The sequence below is a fragment of the Couchioplanes caeruleus genome, from assembly GCF_023499255.1.
GTDB lineage: Bacteria > Actinomycetota > Actinomycetes > Mycobacteriales > Micromonosporaceae > Actinoplanes > Actinoplanes caeruleus_A.
This window is the reverse complement of the sequence record NZ_CP092183.1, coordinates 4,708,058-4,723,234: the sequence shown is the minus strand read 5'-3', so window position 1 is coordinate 4,723,234 and position 15,177 is coordinate 4,708,058. Positions and strand designations below refer to the sequence as shown.

General features: G+C 73.7%; 9 protein-coding genes and 1 riboswitch. Of the genes, 7 read left to right on the top strand and 2 right to left on the bottom strand.

Features of this window, described 5'->3' with window-relative positions:
* Positions 1 to 41: 41 nt before the first annotated feature.
* Entirely contained in the window at positions 42 to 1,241 is a 1,200-nt protein-coding gene (locus tag COUCH_RS21855) for a cytochrome P450 (RefSeq protein WP_249607037.1), read from the top strand.
* A 4-nt stretch (positions 1,242 to 1,245) separates the two neighbouring features.
* On the opposite strand, the gene COUCH_RS21850 is transcribed toward COUCH_RS21855, so the two are convergent.
* Complete coding sequence (locus COUCH_RS21850; protein WP_275979959.1) at positions 1,246 to 2,478, bottom strand: APC family permease; 1,233 nt, start codon at positions 2,476 to 2,478, stop codon at positions 1,246 to 1,248.
* A gap of 103 nt (positions 2,479 to 2,581) precedes the next feature.
* Between COUCH_RS21850 and COUCH_RS21845 the strand changes: the two genes are divergently transcribed.
* The 5 genes from COUCH_RS21845 (at position 2,582) to COUCH_RS21825 (ending at position 10,268) form a co-directional block, all read left to right on the top strand.
* Entirely contained in the window at positions 2,582 to 3,979 is a 1,398-nt protein-coding gene (locus COUCH_RS21845) for a cytochrome ubiquinol oxidase subunit I (protein WP_249607036.1), read from the top strand.
* Between the two features lie 51 nt (positions 3,980 to 4,030).
* Positions 4,031 to 5,077, top strand: a complete 1,047-nt coding sequence (gene cydB, locus COUCH_RS21840; RefSeq protein ID WP_249607035.1) for a cytochrome d ubiquinol oxidase subunit II — start codon at positions 4,031 to 4,033, stop codon at positions 5,075 to 5,077.
* A complete protein-coding gene (gene cydD / locus COUCH_RS21835) occupies positions 5,074 to 6,672 on the top strand; it encodes a thiol reductant ABC exporter subunit CydD (RefSeq protein ID WP_249607034.1) in 1,599 nt (532 codons plus the stop codon). The genes cydB and cydD overlap by 4 nt, the downstream gene beginning before the upstream one ends.
* Positions 6,669 to 8,336 (top strand): thiol reductant ABC exporter subunit CydC, encoded by a 1,668-nt coding sequence (gene cydC / locus COUCH_RS21830; protein WP_249607033.1) that lies wholly within the window; start codon positions 6,669 to 6,671, stop codon positions 8,334 to 8,336. The genes cydD and cydC overlap by 4 nt, the downstream gene beginning before the upstream one ends.
* Before the next feature lie 78 nt (positions 8,337 to 8,414).
* Positions 8,415 to 10,268: an elongation factor G gene (locus COUCH_RS21825; RefSeq protein ID WP_249607032.1), complete on the top strand. Its 1,854-nt coding sequence runs from the start codon at positions 8,415 to 8,417 to the stop codon at positions 10,266 to 10,268.
* Here the strand turns inward: COUCH_RS21825 and COUCH_RS21820 are convergent.
* Positions 10,254 to 11,156: an MHYT domain-containing protein gene (locus COUCH_RS21820; RefSeq protein WP_249607031.1), complete on the bottom strand. Its 903-nt coding sequence runs from the start codon at positions 11,154 to 11,156 to the stop codon at positions 10,254 to 10,256. The genes COUCH_RS21825 and COUCH_RS21820 overlap by 15 nt on opposite strands.
* A gap of 298 nt (positions 11,157 to 11,454) precedes the next feature.
* Positions 11,455 to 11,534: riboswitch (S-adenosyl-L-homocysteine riboswitch) on the top strand.
* A gap of 19 nt (positions 11,535 to 11,553) precedes the next feature.
* On the opposite strand from COUCH_RS21820, the gene metH reads away from it, so the two are divergent.
* Positions 11,554 to 15,171, top strand: coding sequence for a methionine synthase (gene metH, locus COUCH_RS21815; protein ID WP_275979958.1), 3,618 nt, complete (start codon positions 11,554 to 11,556; stop codon positions 15,169 to 15,171).
* Positions 15,172 to 15,177 lie beyond the last annotated feature (6 nt).

Sequence of the window (15,177 nt, the reverse complement as noted above, 5' to 3'; positions counted from 1 at the left end):
CGTAGAGTGTTCACCCGATCGCCCAATGTGGAGGTGCCGGGATGTCACTGCCTGCGTTACCGCTGCCCGAGGAAGACCGGCGGCCGTTCGACCCTCCGCCCGAGTACGCCGAGCTCCGCGCCGCACCGCGGATCGCCCGCGTGGCCTGCCCCACCGGCCTCGACGCCTGGCTGGTGTCGGACTACGCGGGCGTCCGCGAGGTGCTCGGCGACGGCCGCCGCTTCTCGGCCCGGCCCGGCCAGGCCGCCCACGTGCTCGCCGCGTTCGGCGGCCCGGACGCGCCGGTCCAGGGGTTCAGCCAGCTGGACGGGCCGGAGCACATCCGGATCCGGCGCAACTTCGCGCCTCAGGTGTCGCACGGCCGCCGGCTCGCCGAGCTGCAGCCGCTCGTCCAGGACATCACCGACGACGCGGTCACCGGGATGCTCGCCGGATCGCAGCCCTATCCGCTGCACAGCGGGTTCTCCACGGCGATCACCACCGCGGTCATCGCCGAGCTGATCGGCGTACCGCCGGAGCATCGGCACCTGCTGCACGACGCGGCGACGGCGCTGTTCACCACCTCCACCTCACCGGACGAGCTGCGCCGTGCCCTCGAGCCGCTGTTCGCGTACCTGTACGGGCTGGTGGCCACCCGCCGGGTCCGGCCCGGCGACGACGTGCTCAGCCGGATGATCGAGCACAGCGCGGACAGCGAGCGGCCCCTGACCGACGCCGAGCTGACCGAGATGAACGCCGCGCTGCTGATCGCCGGCTTCGACACCACCGCGTCGATGATCACGTACGGCCTGGTGTGCCTGCTGAACACGCCGGCGCAGTGGGAGAAGCTCTGCGCCGGCCCGGACCTCGCCCCCTCGGCCGCCGAGGAGCTCGTGCGCTACCTCGGGGTCGGCATCGGGCTGCTGCGGCAGGCCACCGAGGACACCCGGCTGCACGGCCAGCCGATCCGGGCGGGCGACTACGTGGTGGTGGCGGTGCAGTCGGGCAACCGGGACACCGCTCTGTACCCGGACGCCGGCACGCTCGACGTGGCCCGCAGACCGGGCGCGCACCTCGGCTTCGGGCACGGTGCGCACGCCTGCGTCGGCCAGCAGATCGCCCGGATGGAACTGACCACGGTGCTGCGCGCGCTGGCGCGACGGGTGCCGACGCTGCGGATCGCGGTGCCGCTGGAGGAGATCGCCTGGAAGAAGGACTCGGTGGTACGCGGCCCGGTGGAGCTGCCGGTGACCTGGTCTTGAGCCGCTAAGGCGCCGCCGGCCGGGACCTGCGGCGCAGGAGCCACACCAGCGCGCCCACCGCGAACACCGCCAGGCCGGCCACCACCGACGGCCACGGCAGCGTCGCGGCCAGCACGAGGCAGCCCACGAGCCCGGCCACCGGTACCGGCCGGGCGGGCGCCCCCTCGTCGCGGCGCAGGGTCATGGCCGAGGCGTTGGCGACCGCGTAGTAGACCAGCACCCCGAACGACGAGAAGCCGATGGCTGCGCGCAGGTCCACCAGCAGCACCAGCGCGATCACCGCGGCGCCGACCGCCACCTCGGCCCGGTGCGGTACGCCGTGCCGGGCGCTGACCGCGTCCAGCACGCCGGGCAGGTGCCGGTCGCGGGCCATGGCGAACGTCGTCCTCGACACGCCCAGGATCAGCGCGAGCAGGGAGCCCAGCGCGGCCAGGGCGGCGGCCGGGCGGACCACGCCGGTCAGCCACGAGGCGCCGGCGGCGGTGACCGTGTCGGCCAGGGGAGCGGTGGAGACGGCGAGGCGGGCCGGGCCCAGGGCGCCCAGGACGGCGAGGGCTACTGCCGCGTACAGGATCAGCGTGATGCCGAGGGCGAGCGGCACCGCGCGGGGGATGGTGCGGGCCGGATCGCGGACCTCCTCGCCCAGCGTGGCGATGCGGGCGTAGCCGGCGAAGGCGAAGAACAGCAGGCCGGCGCCCTGCAGCACGTCCACGGGGCCGACCGCCGGGCCGCTGCCGGCCGGCCAGGTGGCGCCGCCGAGTCCCGCGGCCACGACCGTCAGCAGCACCGCGATCACCACGGCGACGATGATCCGGGCGGCGATCATCGACTTCTGGACGCCGAGCAGGTTGAGCACGGTGAGCGCGGCCACCGCGAGCACCCCCACGGTCCTGGCGTGCTGCGGCCAGACGTAGCTGCCGACCGTCAGCGCCATCGCCGCGCAGGACGCCGTCTTGCCGACGACGAAGCCCCAGCCCGCGAGGTAGCCCCAGAGGTCGCCCAGGCGCTTGCGGCCGTACACGTAGGTGCCGCCGGAGGTCGGGTAGAGCGCGGCGAGCCGCGCCGAGGACACCGCGTTGCAGTAGGCGACCACGCCCGCGACCGCCAGCGCGAGGGGCAGCCAGCTTCCCGCCGCGGCAGCCGCCGGGGCGAACGCGGCGAACACGCCGGCCCCGATCATCGCGCCGAGCCCCACCACGACCGCGTCGGTCGTGCCCAGCCGCCGTGTCAGTGCCACGCGAAATCCTTCCGGACGGGACCTTGGGTCGGGACCTTCGGCCCTGATCGGCCTCCGGCGAGGTCACGAAGACTTCGTTCCCAGCCGTGGAAAGGACCACCCCGTGGACGCCCTGGATCTTGCCCGATGGCAGTTCGGCATCACCACCGTGTACCACTTCATCTTCGTGCCGATCACGATCGGCCTGTCCGCGCTGGTCGCCGGCCTGCAGACCGCCTGGTTGCGTACCGGCAAGGAGCACTACCTGCGCGCCACGAAGTTCTGGGGCAAGCTCTTCCTGATCAACTTCGCGATGGGCGTGGTCACCGGCATCGTGCAGGAGTTCCAGTTCGGCATGAACTGGAGCGACTACTCGCGGTTCGTCGGTGACATCTTCGGTGCCCCGCTGGCCATCGAGGGGCTGCTGGCGTTCTTCCTCGAGTCGACGTTCCTCGGGCTGTGGATCTTCGGCTGGGACCGGCTGCCGAAGCGGCTGCATCTCGCCACGATCTGGCTCGCCTCGATCGGCACGCTGCTGTCGGCGTACTTCATCCTGGCCGCGAACTCGTGGATGCAGCACCCGGTCGGCTACGAGGTGAACGCCGGGACCGGCCGCGCCGAGCTGCACAGCATCGGCGCCGTGCTGACGAACTCGACCACCCTCGTGACGTTCCCGCACACGGTCACCGCGTGCTTCCTGACGGCCGGCGCCCTGCTGCTCGCCGTCAGCGCCTGGCACCTGCGCACGGGCAACCAGGAGCAGGTGTTCCGGCCCTCGCTCAAGCTGGGCGCCTGGGTCGTGCTGATCGCCGGCGTGGGCGTGCTCATCACCGGCGACCTGCAGGCCCGCATCATGACCGAGCAGCAGCCGATGAAGATGGCCGCCGCCGAGGCGCTCTACGACACCTCGAAGCCCGCCAGCTTCTCGCTGTTCACGATCGGCTCCCTCGACGGGCGCGAGGAGGTCGCCAGCGTGCGCATCCCCTCGCTGCTGTCCTTCATGGCCACCGGCAGCCCGTCCGGCGAGGTCGAGGGGATCAACGATCTGCAGCAGCAGTACGCCGAGAAGTACGGCCCCGGCGACTACGCGCCCTACGTGCCGGTCACGTACTGGTCGTTCCGCCTGATGATCGGCTTCGGCGCGCTGGCGATGGCGATCGCGCTGGCGGCGCTCTGGCTGACCCGGCGCGGGCGTACCCCGGCGAACCGCTGGCTGTGGCCCGCGGCGATCGCCACGGTCGCGATGCCCTTGCTGGCCAACTCGTTCGGCTGGATCTTCACCGAGATGGGCCGGCAGCCGTGGACCGTCTTCGGCGTGTTCCGCACGGCGGAGAGCGGCTCCCCGGCGGTGAGCACCGGGGAGGCCGCCACCTCGCTCATCGTGCTGACCCTGCTCTACGGCGTGCTCGCCGTCGTCGAGGTCGGGCTCTTCCTCCGGTACGCCCGCGCCGGCGCGCCCGAGATCGAGCCACCGGTGGACGACACCGACGACGCCGACCGCCCCCTCGCGTTCGCCTACTGAGAGCCGTCCGACCGCCCCACCCACCGCCCTGAATCGACTGAAGGCTGCGATATGGAACTCACGACTGTCTGGTTCGGGCTGATCGCCGTGCTCTGGGCCGGCTACTTCCTGCTCGAGGGCTTCGACTTCGGCGTCGGCATCCTGCTGCCGGTGCTCGGCCGCGACGACCGCGAACGGCGCCTGCTGATCAACACCATCGGCCCGGTCTGGGACGGCAACGAGGTGTGGCTGCTCGTCGCCGGCGGCGCGACCTTCGCCGCGTTCCCCGAGTGGTACGCGACCCTGTTCTCCGGCTTCTACCTGCCGCTGCTGATCATCCTGGTGTCCCTCATCGTGCGCGGCGTCGCGTTCGAGTACCGCGGCAAGCGCGACGAGGCGTGGTGGAAGCGCCGGTGGGACCTGTGCATCATCGTCGGCAGCCTCGTCCCGGCACTGCTGTGGGGCGTGGCGTTCGGCAACATCGTGCGCGGCGTGCGCCTCGACGCCGACCACGAGTACGTGGGCGGGTTCTTCACCCTGCTGAACCCGTACGCGCTGCTCGGCGGGCTCACCACGCTCGTGCTGTTCACGCTGCACGGCGCGGTGTTCCTCGCCCTGAAGACCGGCGGGGAGATGCGCGAGCGCGCCGGCGCCCTGGCGGCCCGGCTCGCCGTGCCGGCCATCGCGGTCGCGGGCGCGTTCCTGCTGTGGACCGCGCTGGCGCACCACGACGCGGCCGGCTGGGTGCTCTCGGCCGTCGCCGCGCTCAGCCTCGTGGGGGCCGCGCTCGCCACCCGGGTACGCCGGGAGGGCTGGGCGTTCCTGGCCACCGCCGCCACCATCGTGCTGGCCGTGTTCGCGCTGTTCGTCACGCTGTTCCCGAACGTGCTGCCGTCCACCATCGCCGACGCCAACAGCCTCACCACCACGAACGCGGCGTCGACGCCGTACACGCTGAAGGTCATGACGTGGGTCGCGGTCGTGTTCACGCCGGTCGTGCTGGCGTACCAGGGCTGGACGTACTGGGTGTTCCGCAAGCGGCTCACCGTCGAGCACATCCCGGCGACGCCGATCCCGGTCAGCCCCGCGCCCGCCGGCGCCGGCAACCAAGCCCGGTGAAGCCGCTCGACCCGCGCCTGCTCCGGTACGCGCGCTCGACCCGGGCGTACCTGGCGGTCGCCGTGGCGCTGGGGGTGGCGCTGGCCGCGCTGATCGTGGCGCAGGCGACCCTCCTGGCCGACGGCATCACCGCGGTCTTCCTGCACGGCGCGACGGCGGCCTCGCTGCTGCCCACGCTGGGCCGGCTGGCCGTGGTGGTGGCCGGGCGCGGGCTCGTGGCGTGGGCGCAGGAGGTCATGGCCGCGCGCTCCGCCGCCGGCGTCAAGTCGGAGCTGCGCCGCAAGGTCCTGGCCCGCCTGGCCGAGCTCGGCCCCCGCGACCGGCAGCCGACGGGCGCGGTGCTCACGCTGGTCACCCGGGGGCTCGACGCGCTCGACGCGTACTTCGCCCGGTACCTGCCGCAGCTGGTACTGGCGGCGCTCGTACCCGCGATCGTGCTGGCCCGGCTGCTGCCGGCCGACCTGGTCGCGACCGGGACCATCGCGCTGACGCTGCCGCTGATCCCGGTCTTCATGGCGCTGGTCGGCCTGCACACCGAGGCCGCCAACCGGCGCCAGTTCCGGCTGATGTCCCGGCTGTCGCACCACTTCCTCGACGTCGTCGCGGGGCTGCCCACGCTCAAGCTGTTCGGCCGGGCCCGGCCGCAGGCCGGCACGATCCGCCGGATCAGCGCCGAGCAGCGCCGGCTCACCATGCGCACGCTGCGCACCGCGTTCCTGTCCTCGCTGGTGCTGGAGCTGCTGGCGACCCTGTCGGTGGCTCTGGTCGCCGTCGGCATCGGGCTGCGCCTGGTCTCCGGGCACCTCGACCTGGCCACCGCGCTGCTCGTGCTGATCCTCGCGCCGGAGGCGTACCTGCCGCTGCGTCAGGTCGGCGCGAACTACCACGCCAGCGCCGAGGGCCTGGCCGCCGCGGAGGAGGCCTTCGCGATCCTGGAACGCCCGGTGCCCGCCGCGGGGAGCGACCCGGCACCGGCCGGCACCATCGCGTTCGAGGACGTCGTGGTGCGCTACCGCGACGCCGACGCGCTGCGGCTGTCCGCGCTCATCCAGCCCGGCGAGGTCGTGGCGCTGACCGGGCCCAGCGGGTGCGGCAAGTCGACCGCGCTGGACGTGCTGCTCGGCTTCGCCGCCCCGTTCTCCGGGCGGGTCACCGTCGGGGGAGTTCCGCTGTCCGGTGTGGACCCCGAGCGGTGGCGGCAGCGGATCGCCTGGGTGCCGCAGCGCCCGTACCTGTTCGCCGGCACGGTCGCCGAGAACGTCGCCCTGGGCGCCCCGGGAGACGTGACCGCGGCCCTGCGCGAAGCGGGCGCCGACACGTTCGTCACGGACCCCGGCATGACGCTCGGCGACGACGGCAGCGGCCTGTCCGCGGGACAGCGGCAGCGCATCGCCATCGCCCGCGCCTTCCACCGGGACGCGCCGGTCGTGCTGCTCGACGAGCCGACCGCGAACCTCGACGCGGACACCGCCGACGGGGTCATGGCCGCGATCCGGCGGCTCGCTGCCGGGCGTACGGTCGTCATCGCCGCGCACCGCCCCGAGCTGATCGCCCTCGCCGACCGGGAGATCTCGCTGGCCCCGGTGACGGCATGAACGTCGTGACGCTGCTGCGGCCGGCCGCGGGCCGGTTGCTGATCGCCGTGCTCGCCGGCGTCGGCGCGGCCGGCGCCGCCGTCGGGCTCATGGCCACCTCCGCCTGGCTGATCTCGCGCGCCGCCCTGCACCCGCCGGTGCTGCACCTCATGGTCGCCATCGTCACCGTGCGCGCGTTCGGCATCGGCCGCGGCGCGCTGCGCTATGTCGAGCGCCTCGCCGGACACGACGCGGCCTTCCGCATCCTCGGCGCACTGCGCGTACGCCTCTACACCCGGCTCGAGAAGCTGGCTCCCGCCGGGCTCGCCGACTTCCGGCGCGCCGACCTCGTGCAGCGCCTCGTCACCGACGTCGACGCCGTGCTGGACCTGATCACCCGGGTGCTGGTGCCGTACGCGGTGGCGGCGGTCGCGGGCGCCGGCGCGGTGCTGCTGGTCGGATCGGTCCTGCCGGTCGCCGGGCTCACCCTCGCGGCCGCCCTGGTGGTGGTGGCCGTCGTCGTCCCGCTGCTGCAGGCCCGGGCCGCGCGCCGGGCGGACGGCCGGTTGGCCCCGCTGCGCGGCGAGCTCGCGACCGCCGCCGTGGACCTCGCGCACGGGCTGCGGGACCTGACCGCGTACGGGGCCGTCGACCGGCAGCTGGCCCGGCTCGCCGAGGCCGACGCGCGGTTGCGCCGGGCGGGGGAGCGCTCGGCGTTCGCCACCGGCGTGTCCGCGGCCGTGACCGCGCTCAGCACCGGCCTGTGCCTGATCGTCGGGCTGGCCGCCGGGGCCGTGGCGGTCCGCGCCGGGACGCTCCCCGGCGAGCTCCTCGCGGTCGTGGTCCTCACCCCGCTCGCGGTTTTCGAGATCGCCGGGACGCTGCCGGGCGCCGCCCAGCACCTCGCGTCCGCCCGCGCCGCGCTGCGCCGGCTCGCCGAGGTCATGGCCGCGCCCGTACCCGTCATGGAGGTCACCGGCCCGCAGCCGCTGCCCGCCGGGCCCGGCCTGGTTCGCGTCGAGGGCGTCACGGCCGGCTGGACCGCGGAACGGACCGCCGTGCGCGACGTCTCCTTCACGCTGGAGCCGGGCAGCCGTACGGCGCTGGTCGGCCCGAGCGGCTCCGGCAAGTCGACGATCGCCGCGCTGCTGGTGCGCTTCCTCGACCCCCGGGCCGGCCGCATCACCCTCGACGGCGTGGACCTGCGCACGCTCGACCCGGCCGACGTGCGGCGGGTCGTCACGTACCTGCCGGAGGACGCGTACCTGTTCGACACGACCATCGCCGAGAATTTGCGGATCGCCCGGCGCGACTCCTCCGGCGCCGAGCTGCGCGACGTGCTCGGCCGGGCCCGGCTGCTGGACTGGGCACAGGGGCTGCCGCGCGGGCTGGACACGCTGGTCGGCGAGCACGGCATGCAACTGTCCGGTGGCCAGCGCCGACGCCTCGTGCTGGCCCGCGCCCTGCTGACGGACGCCCGGGTGCTCATCCTCGACGAGCCGACCGAGCACCTCGACGACGAGACCGCGCACGCGCTCACCAGGGACCTGCTGGCCGCGGCGCACGACCGTACGGTCCTGCTCATCACCCACCGCACCGACGACCTGGCCGGCGTCGGCCAGGTCGTCACCTGCGGGGGTAATTCGGTCGCGACCGCGACACCGGCCGTCGTAGGGTGCGGCTGACCGCCGACCCTGGAGGAAGCATGCGAGAGCTCGGAACGCCCCGGACCATCCATCCGATCCCGGCCTCCGAGGACCTCCTTGCCTTCGACACCTCTGAACCTCGGCATCCTGGCGCACGTCGACGCCGGTAAGACCAGCCTCACCGAGCGCCTGCTCTACGAGCACGGCGTCATCGCGGCGCTCGGCAGCGTCGACGCCGGCAGCACCCACACCGACAGCGGCGAGCTGGAACGCGAGCGCGGCATCACCATCCGCTCCGCGGTCGCCTCGTTCGCCGCCGGCAGCCGGCGGATCAACCTCATCGACACGCCCGGGCACCCCGACTTCATCGCCGAGGTGGAACGGGCGCTCGCCGTGCTCGACGCCGCCGTCCTCGTCGTCTCCGCCGTCGAGGGCGTGCAGGCACAGACCCGCGTGTTGTGGCGCTCACTGCGCCGGCTCGGCCTGCCCGTGCTGTTCTTCGTCAACAAGATCGACCGTACGGGTGCCCGGACCGCCGGACTGGTTGACGAGCTGCGGTCCAAGCTGGACGCCGACGTCGTGGCCGTCAGCACCGTGCGTGACGCGGGCACCCCGGCCGCCACCGCCCGGCCCGACCGCTCGCTCGACGAGCTGCGCGGGCTGATCGCCGAGGAGACCGCCGCCGGCCGGCTGCACCCGGTGTTCTTCGGCTCGGCGCTGACCGGGCAGGGCGTCCGGGAACTGACCACCGGGCTGACCACTTTGCTGCGCCCACCGCCGGCCCGGGGCGCGACCAGCGGGCTCGTGTTCGCGGTGGAGCGGGCCCCCGGCGGCGAGAAGGTCGCCTACCTGCGCCTGTTCGGCGGCGAGGTGCGAGAACGCCAGCGCCTGCGGCTGACCCGCCCCGGCGGCGCCGTCACCGGCCGCGTCACCGGGCTGAGCGTGCCGGGCACCGGCGAGCGGGTGCTCCGGGCCGGCGGCATCGCCCGGGTCCGCGGGCTCGGCGGCGCCCGTGTCGGCGACCGGCTGGGCGACCCGGGACGCGAGGCCGCCCGCCAGTTCGCCCCGCCCGGCCTCGAGGCGCTGGTCGAGCCCCGGCACCCCGGCCAGGAGGCCGAACTGCACGCCGCGCTGACCAGCCTGGCCGACGAGGACCCGCTGATCCGGACCCGCGCGGCGGGCGGTGCCACCTCGGTTCTGCTGTACGGGGCCGTGCAACGCGAGGTCATCGCGGACCGGCTGGCGCGCGACTTCGGCGTCGAGGCGGTCTTCGGCGACGTGCAGCCCGTGTACGCCGAGCGGCTGATCGGCGCCGGTCACGCCGAGACGGCCTTCGGCAAGCACGGCGGCAACGACTTCTGGGCCACGATCGGGCTGCGTGCCGAGCCCGGCCCGCCCGGCTCCGGCCTGCGGTACCGCCACGAGGCCGAGTGGGGCGCGGTGCCCCGCGCGTTCCACGTCGCGACCGAGGAGGCCGTACGCCGCACCCTGCAGCAGGGCCTGTCCGGCTGGGAGGTGCTCGACTGCACGGTCACCGTGACCCGCATCGCCTGGAAGTCGCCGATCTCCACCGCCGCCGACTTCCGCGGCCTCGCGCCCGTCGTGCTGCTCCGCGCGCTGCAGCGGGCCGGTACGCGCGTGCACGAGCCGTGTCACTCGGTCGAGGTCGAGGTCCCCGCCGACGCGCTGAGCACCGTGCTCGGCGCGATGTCGGCGCTGGGCGCGGAGCTGTCCGGGTCGGTACCGCGCGCCGACGGCTGGGTCATCACCGGCGAGCTGCCGTCCCGGCTCGTGCAGGACCTGACCCGGGCGCTGCCGGGACTGACGCACGGCGAGGGGGCGCTGTGGAGCCGCCCCGGACCCGACCGGCCGGTACGGGGGACGCCGCCGGTCCGTGCGCGCCTGGACGGCGACCCGCTGGACCGCGAGGCGTACCTGCGGTTCCTGGCCGCCCCGTCACTGTCGCGATGAGCGGTCCCGGTACGTCCACGACGCACCGCCGAGGGCCGAGCCGCGCTGCTGCGGGATGTGCGCGCTCGCCGGAGCCGCCGCCGCCGGGCGGGGGGTGGCCGGGCGGTCCGCCGCGTCGCCCTGTTCCAGCCGGGCGGCCAGGTACGCCGCCGCCGCCCGGTCCTCGTCGGTCGGGGCCGCCATCAACGCGTACGCCAGGCCCAGCGCGGCGAAGACCACGGCGAGGCCGATCGGGATCAGCAGCGTGGTGGCCGTCGCACCGGACGGGGTGCCGGTCGCCTCGTCGGCGCGCACGGTCATCGCCGACATGCCGGTGAAGTGCATGCCGTTGACCGCCACGCCCATGATCAGCGCCGCGCCGAGGATGGCGAGCGGCTTCTGCACCGTCACCGTCAGCCACAGCGCGACGGTGGCGGCCACGACCGCGATCGCGACCGAGGCGGCCACGCGCGGGGTGCCGTACGAGATGTGGCCGTTGAGGTGCATGGCGGACATGCCCATGTAGTGCATGGCGGCGACGCCGAGGCCGGCGAGCAGGCCGCCGGCGACGATGCGGACGGCGCGGGCCCGCTCGCCGCCGAAGACGATCATCATGCCGGCGCCGACCGCGGCGATCGCCAGCACCGCGCTGGCCGCGGTGAGCGCGACGTCGTAGCGGATCGGCGTGCCCACCACGCCGAAGCCCAGCATCGCCACGAAGTGCATCGTCCAGATGCCGGTGCCGCCGATGGCGATCGCCGACAGCGTCAGCCACCAGGCCCGCCCGCCGCCGCTGTGCGCGGAGCGCAGCCGTACGGCGCACACGAGGCCGAGCAGCGAGCCGAGCACCGACAGCGTGTAGCTCACCGCCGGCGTGACCCATCCGTGCTCGAAGTGGTGGATCTCCATGTCGATGTCCCCCCAGGTCAGAGTTCCGGATGCATCCTGACGCGGGCTCGGGCGGGGTGCAGGCGGCGGAAGGGGGATCGACGCGACAACGGCCCGTACGGGCGACCCGGCCCGGCCCGGTCAGCCGAGCGGGACCGGGGCCGCCCGGTCACCGGGCGCGGCGTTCGGCCCGCGGCGGCCCCCGGACGCACCGGGGAAGCGGGTGCCGGGCCGCACGCACCGCTCGCCGGCAGCCCATCCTTCGGGACGCGACCCGCCCTCGAGGCCGATACGACCGCCTTCGGGTAACCTTGTGCGCCAGGCCGAGGGGCGCTGCAACGGGGGTCCACCCCGCCACGCTCGGACCGGAACCACACCGACCAAGGGCGCCTCCGAGAAGTCCGCGGAGGTGGTCGCTGTGCCAGTAACAACCAACCGTAGCGATGTGGCCGGGGAGCTGCGCAAGCTCCTGGCCGAGCGCGTGCTCGTGCTCGACGGGGCCTGGGGCACCATGCTGCAGGGCGCCAAGCTGACGCCGGCCGACTACCGGGGCGACCTGATCGGCGAGGACCACCCGAAGGACGTCACCGGCGACCCCGACCTGCTCAACATCACCCGGCCCGACGTCATCCTCGACGTGCACCGGCAGTACCTGGCCGCGGGCGCCGACATCACCACCACCAACACCTTCACCGCGACCAGCATCGCGCAGGCCGACTACGGGCTGCAGCACCTGGTGCGCGACATGAACATCCGTGGCGCGCAGCTCGCCCGCCAGGCCGCCGACGAGGCCGGGGGCCGGTTCGTCGCCGGGTCGGTGGGGCCGCTCAACGTCACCCTCTCGCTGTCGCCGCGCGTCGAGGACCCGGCCTACCGGGCGGTCTCCTTCGACACGGTCAAGGCGGCGTACGCGGAGCAGATCTCCGCCCTCGCCGAGGGCGGCGTCGACCTGCTGCTCATCGAGACGATCTTCGACACGCTCAACGCCAAGGCCGCGATCGCCGCCGCCCGCGAGGTCGCCCCGCAGCTGCCGCTGTGGATCTCGGTCACCATCGTCGACCTGTCCGGGCGGACCCTCTCCGGGCAGACCGTGGAGGCGTTCTGGCGCTCCATCGAGCGCGCCGAGCCGCTGGTCGTCGGCGTCAACTGCGCCCTGGGCGCCGCCGAGGCGCGCCCGCACGTGGCCGACCTCGCCCGGCTGGCGAACGTCTACGTCGCCGCGCACCCGAACGCCGGCCTGCCGAACGCCTTCGGCGGCTACGACGAGACGCCCGAGCAGACCGGGCAGCTGCTCTCCGAGTTCGCCGCGGACGGGCTGGTGAACATCGTCGGCGGCTGCTGCGGCACGTCCCCGGCGCACATCGCCGCGATCGCCGACGGCGTCCGCGCGGCCCGGCCGCGGCCGGTCGCCGAGCCCCGGCCGGCCACCCGGTTCAGCGGGCTGGAGCCGTTCGAGATCGGTCCTGACACCGGCTTCGTGATGATCGGCGAGCGCACGAACGTCACCGGCTCGGCCAAGTTCCGCCGGCTCGTCGAGGCCGACAACTACCAGGCGGCGGTCGACGTCGCCCTCGAGCAGGTCCGCGGCGGCGCCAACCTGCTCGACGTCAACATGGACGCCGACCTGCTCGACAGCGAGCGGGCGATGACCACGTTCCTCAACCTCATCGCCACCGAGCCCGAGGTCGCCCGCATCCCGGTCATGATCGACAGCTCGAAGTGGAGCGTGCTCGAGGCCGGCCTCAAGTGCGTGCAGGGCAAGGGCGTGGTCAACTCGATCAGCCTCAAGGAGGGCGAGGAGCCGTTCCTCGAGCAGGCCCGCCGCGTCCTCGGGTACGGCGCCGGCGTGGTCGTGATGGCCTTCGACGAGCAGGGCCAGGCCGACACCACCCAGCGCAAGGTGGAGATCTGCGGCCGCGCGTACGACCTGCTCGTGCAGAAGGCCGGCTTCGCCCCCGAGGACATCATCTTCGACCCCAACGTGCTCGCCGTGGCCACCGGCATCGCCGAGCACAACGGCTACGCCAAGGCGTTCATCGACGCGCTGCCGCTGATCAAGCAGCGCTGCCCGGGCGCCCGTACCAGCGGCGGCATCTCCAACCTGTCCTTCGCCTTCCGCGGCAACGACGTGGTGCGCGAGGCCATGCACTCGGCGTTCCTGTTCCACGCCGTGCGCGCCGGCCTGGACATGGGCATCGTCAACGCCGGTCAGCTCGCCGTCTACCAGGACATCCCGGCGGAGCTGCTCGAACTGGTCGAGGACGTGCTCTTCGACCGCCGCGAGGACGCCACCGACCGGCTCGTCACCTTCGCCTCCACGGTCACCGGCTCCGGCACCAAGCGCGTCGTCGACCTGTCCTGGCGCGAGGCGCCGGTCGCGGAGCGGCTGCAGCACGCCCTGGTGCACGGCATCGTCGACTTCGTCGAGGCCGACACCGAGGAGGCCCGGCAGCTGCTCGACCGTCCGCTGGACGTGATCGAGGGCCCGCTGATGGACGGCATGAAGGTCGTCGGCGACCTCTTCGGCGCCGGCAAGATGTTCCTGCCGCAGGTCGTCAAGAGCGCCCGCGTGATGAAGCGCTCGGTCGCGTACCTCGAGCCCTTCATGGAGAAGGAGAAGGCGTCCGGGCGCGGCCAGGGCAAGGTCGTGCTCGCCACCGTCAAGGGCGACGTCCACGACATCGGCAAGAACATCGTCGGCGTCGTGCTGGGCTGCAACAACTACGAGGTCATCGATCTCGGCGTGATGGTGCCGGCGGCGAGGATCCTCGACACCGCGATCGCCGAGGGCGCCGACGCCGTCGGCCTCTCCGGCCTGATCACCCCGTCGCTCGACGAGATGGTCAGCGTCGCCGCCGAGATGAAGCGCCGCGGGATGACGATGCCGCTGCTCATCGGCGGGGCCACCACCTCGCGCCAGCACACGGCGGTGCGGATCGCGCCGGCGTACGACGCGGTGACCGTGCACGTCCTGGACGCCTCCCGGGTCGTCGGGGTGGTCTCCGACCTGCTCGACCCCGGCCGCGCCAAGACCCTCGACACGACCAACCGCGCCGAGCAGGCACGCCTGCGCGAGCAGCACGCCAACCGGCACTCCCAGCCGATGCTCACCCTCGCCGAGGCGCGCGCCAACCGCGAGACCGTCGACTTCGCCGACCTGCCCACGCCGGCCTTCACCGGGGTGCGCACCGTCGAGCCCGACATCGCCACGCTGCGCGAGATGATCGACTGGCAGTTCCTGTTCCTCGCCTGGGAGCTCAAGGGCAAGTACCCGGCGATCCTCGACCAGCCGGTCGCCCGCGAGCTCTTCGACGACGCCAACACGATGCTCGACAAGATCATCGCGGACGGCTCGTTCCAGGCGCGCGGCGCGTACGCGTTCTGGCCGGCCCACGCCGAGGGCGACGACATCGTCCTCGCCGACGGTGTCCGCTTCCCGATGCTGCGCCAGCAGACCCGCAAGCCGGCCGGACGCGCCAACCGCAGCCTCGCCGACTACATCGCCCCGTCGTCGGCCGGCCAGGACCACCTCGGCGGCTTCGCCGTCGCCATCCACGGCGCCGGCGAGCTGGCCGCCCGCTTCGAGGCCGAGCACGACGACTACCGCGCCATCATGGTCAAGGCCCTCGCCGACCGCCTCGCCGAGGCGTTCGCCGAACACCTGCACCTGCAGGCCCGCCGCGACTGGTTCGAGCCGGACGCCGCCCCGGCCCTCGAGGACCTGCACGCCGAACGCTTCCGTGGCATCCGCCCGGCGCTCGGCTACCCGGCCAGCCCCGACCACAGCGAGAAGAAGGACCTCTTCGACCTGCTCGGCGCGGACCGGCTCGGCATCGGCCTCACCGAGTCGTACGCGATGACGCCGGCGGCGGCGGTCAGCGGCCTGATCTTCGCCCACCCGCAGTCCCGGTACTTCACCGTGGGCCGGCTCGGCAAGGACCAGATCGAGGACTACGCGGCGCGGCGGGGGATGAGCGTGGACGAGGTGGAGCGGTGGCTGCGGCCGAACCTCGCCTACGAGATCCCGCTGGCCTGAGACCGG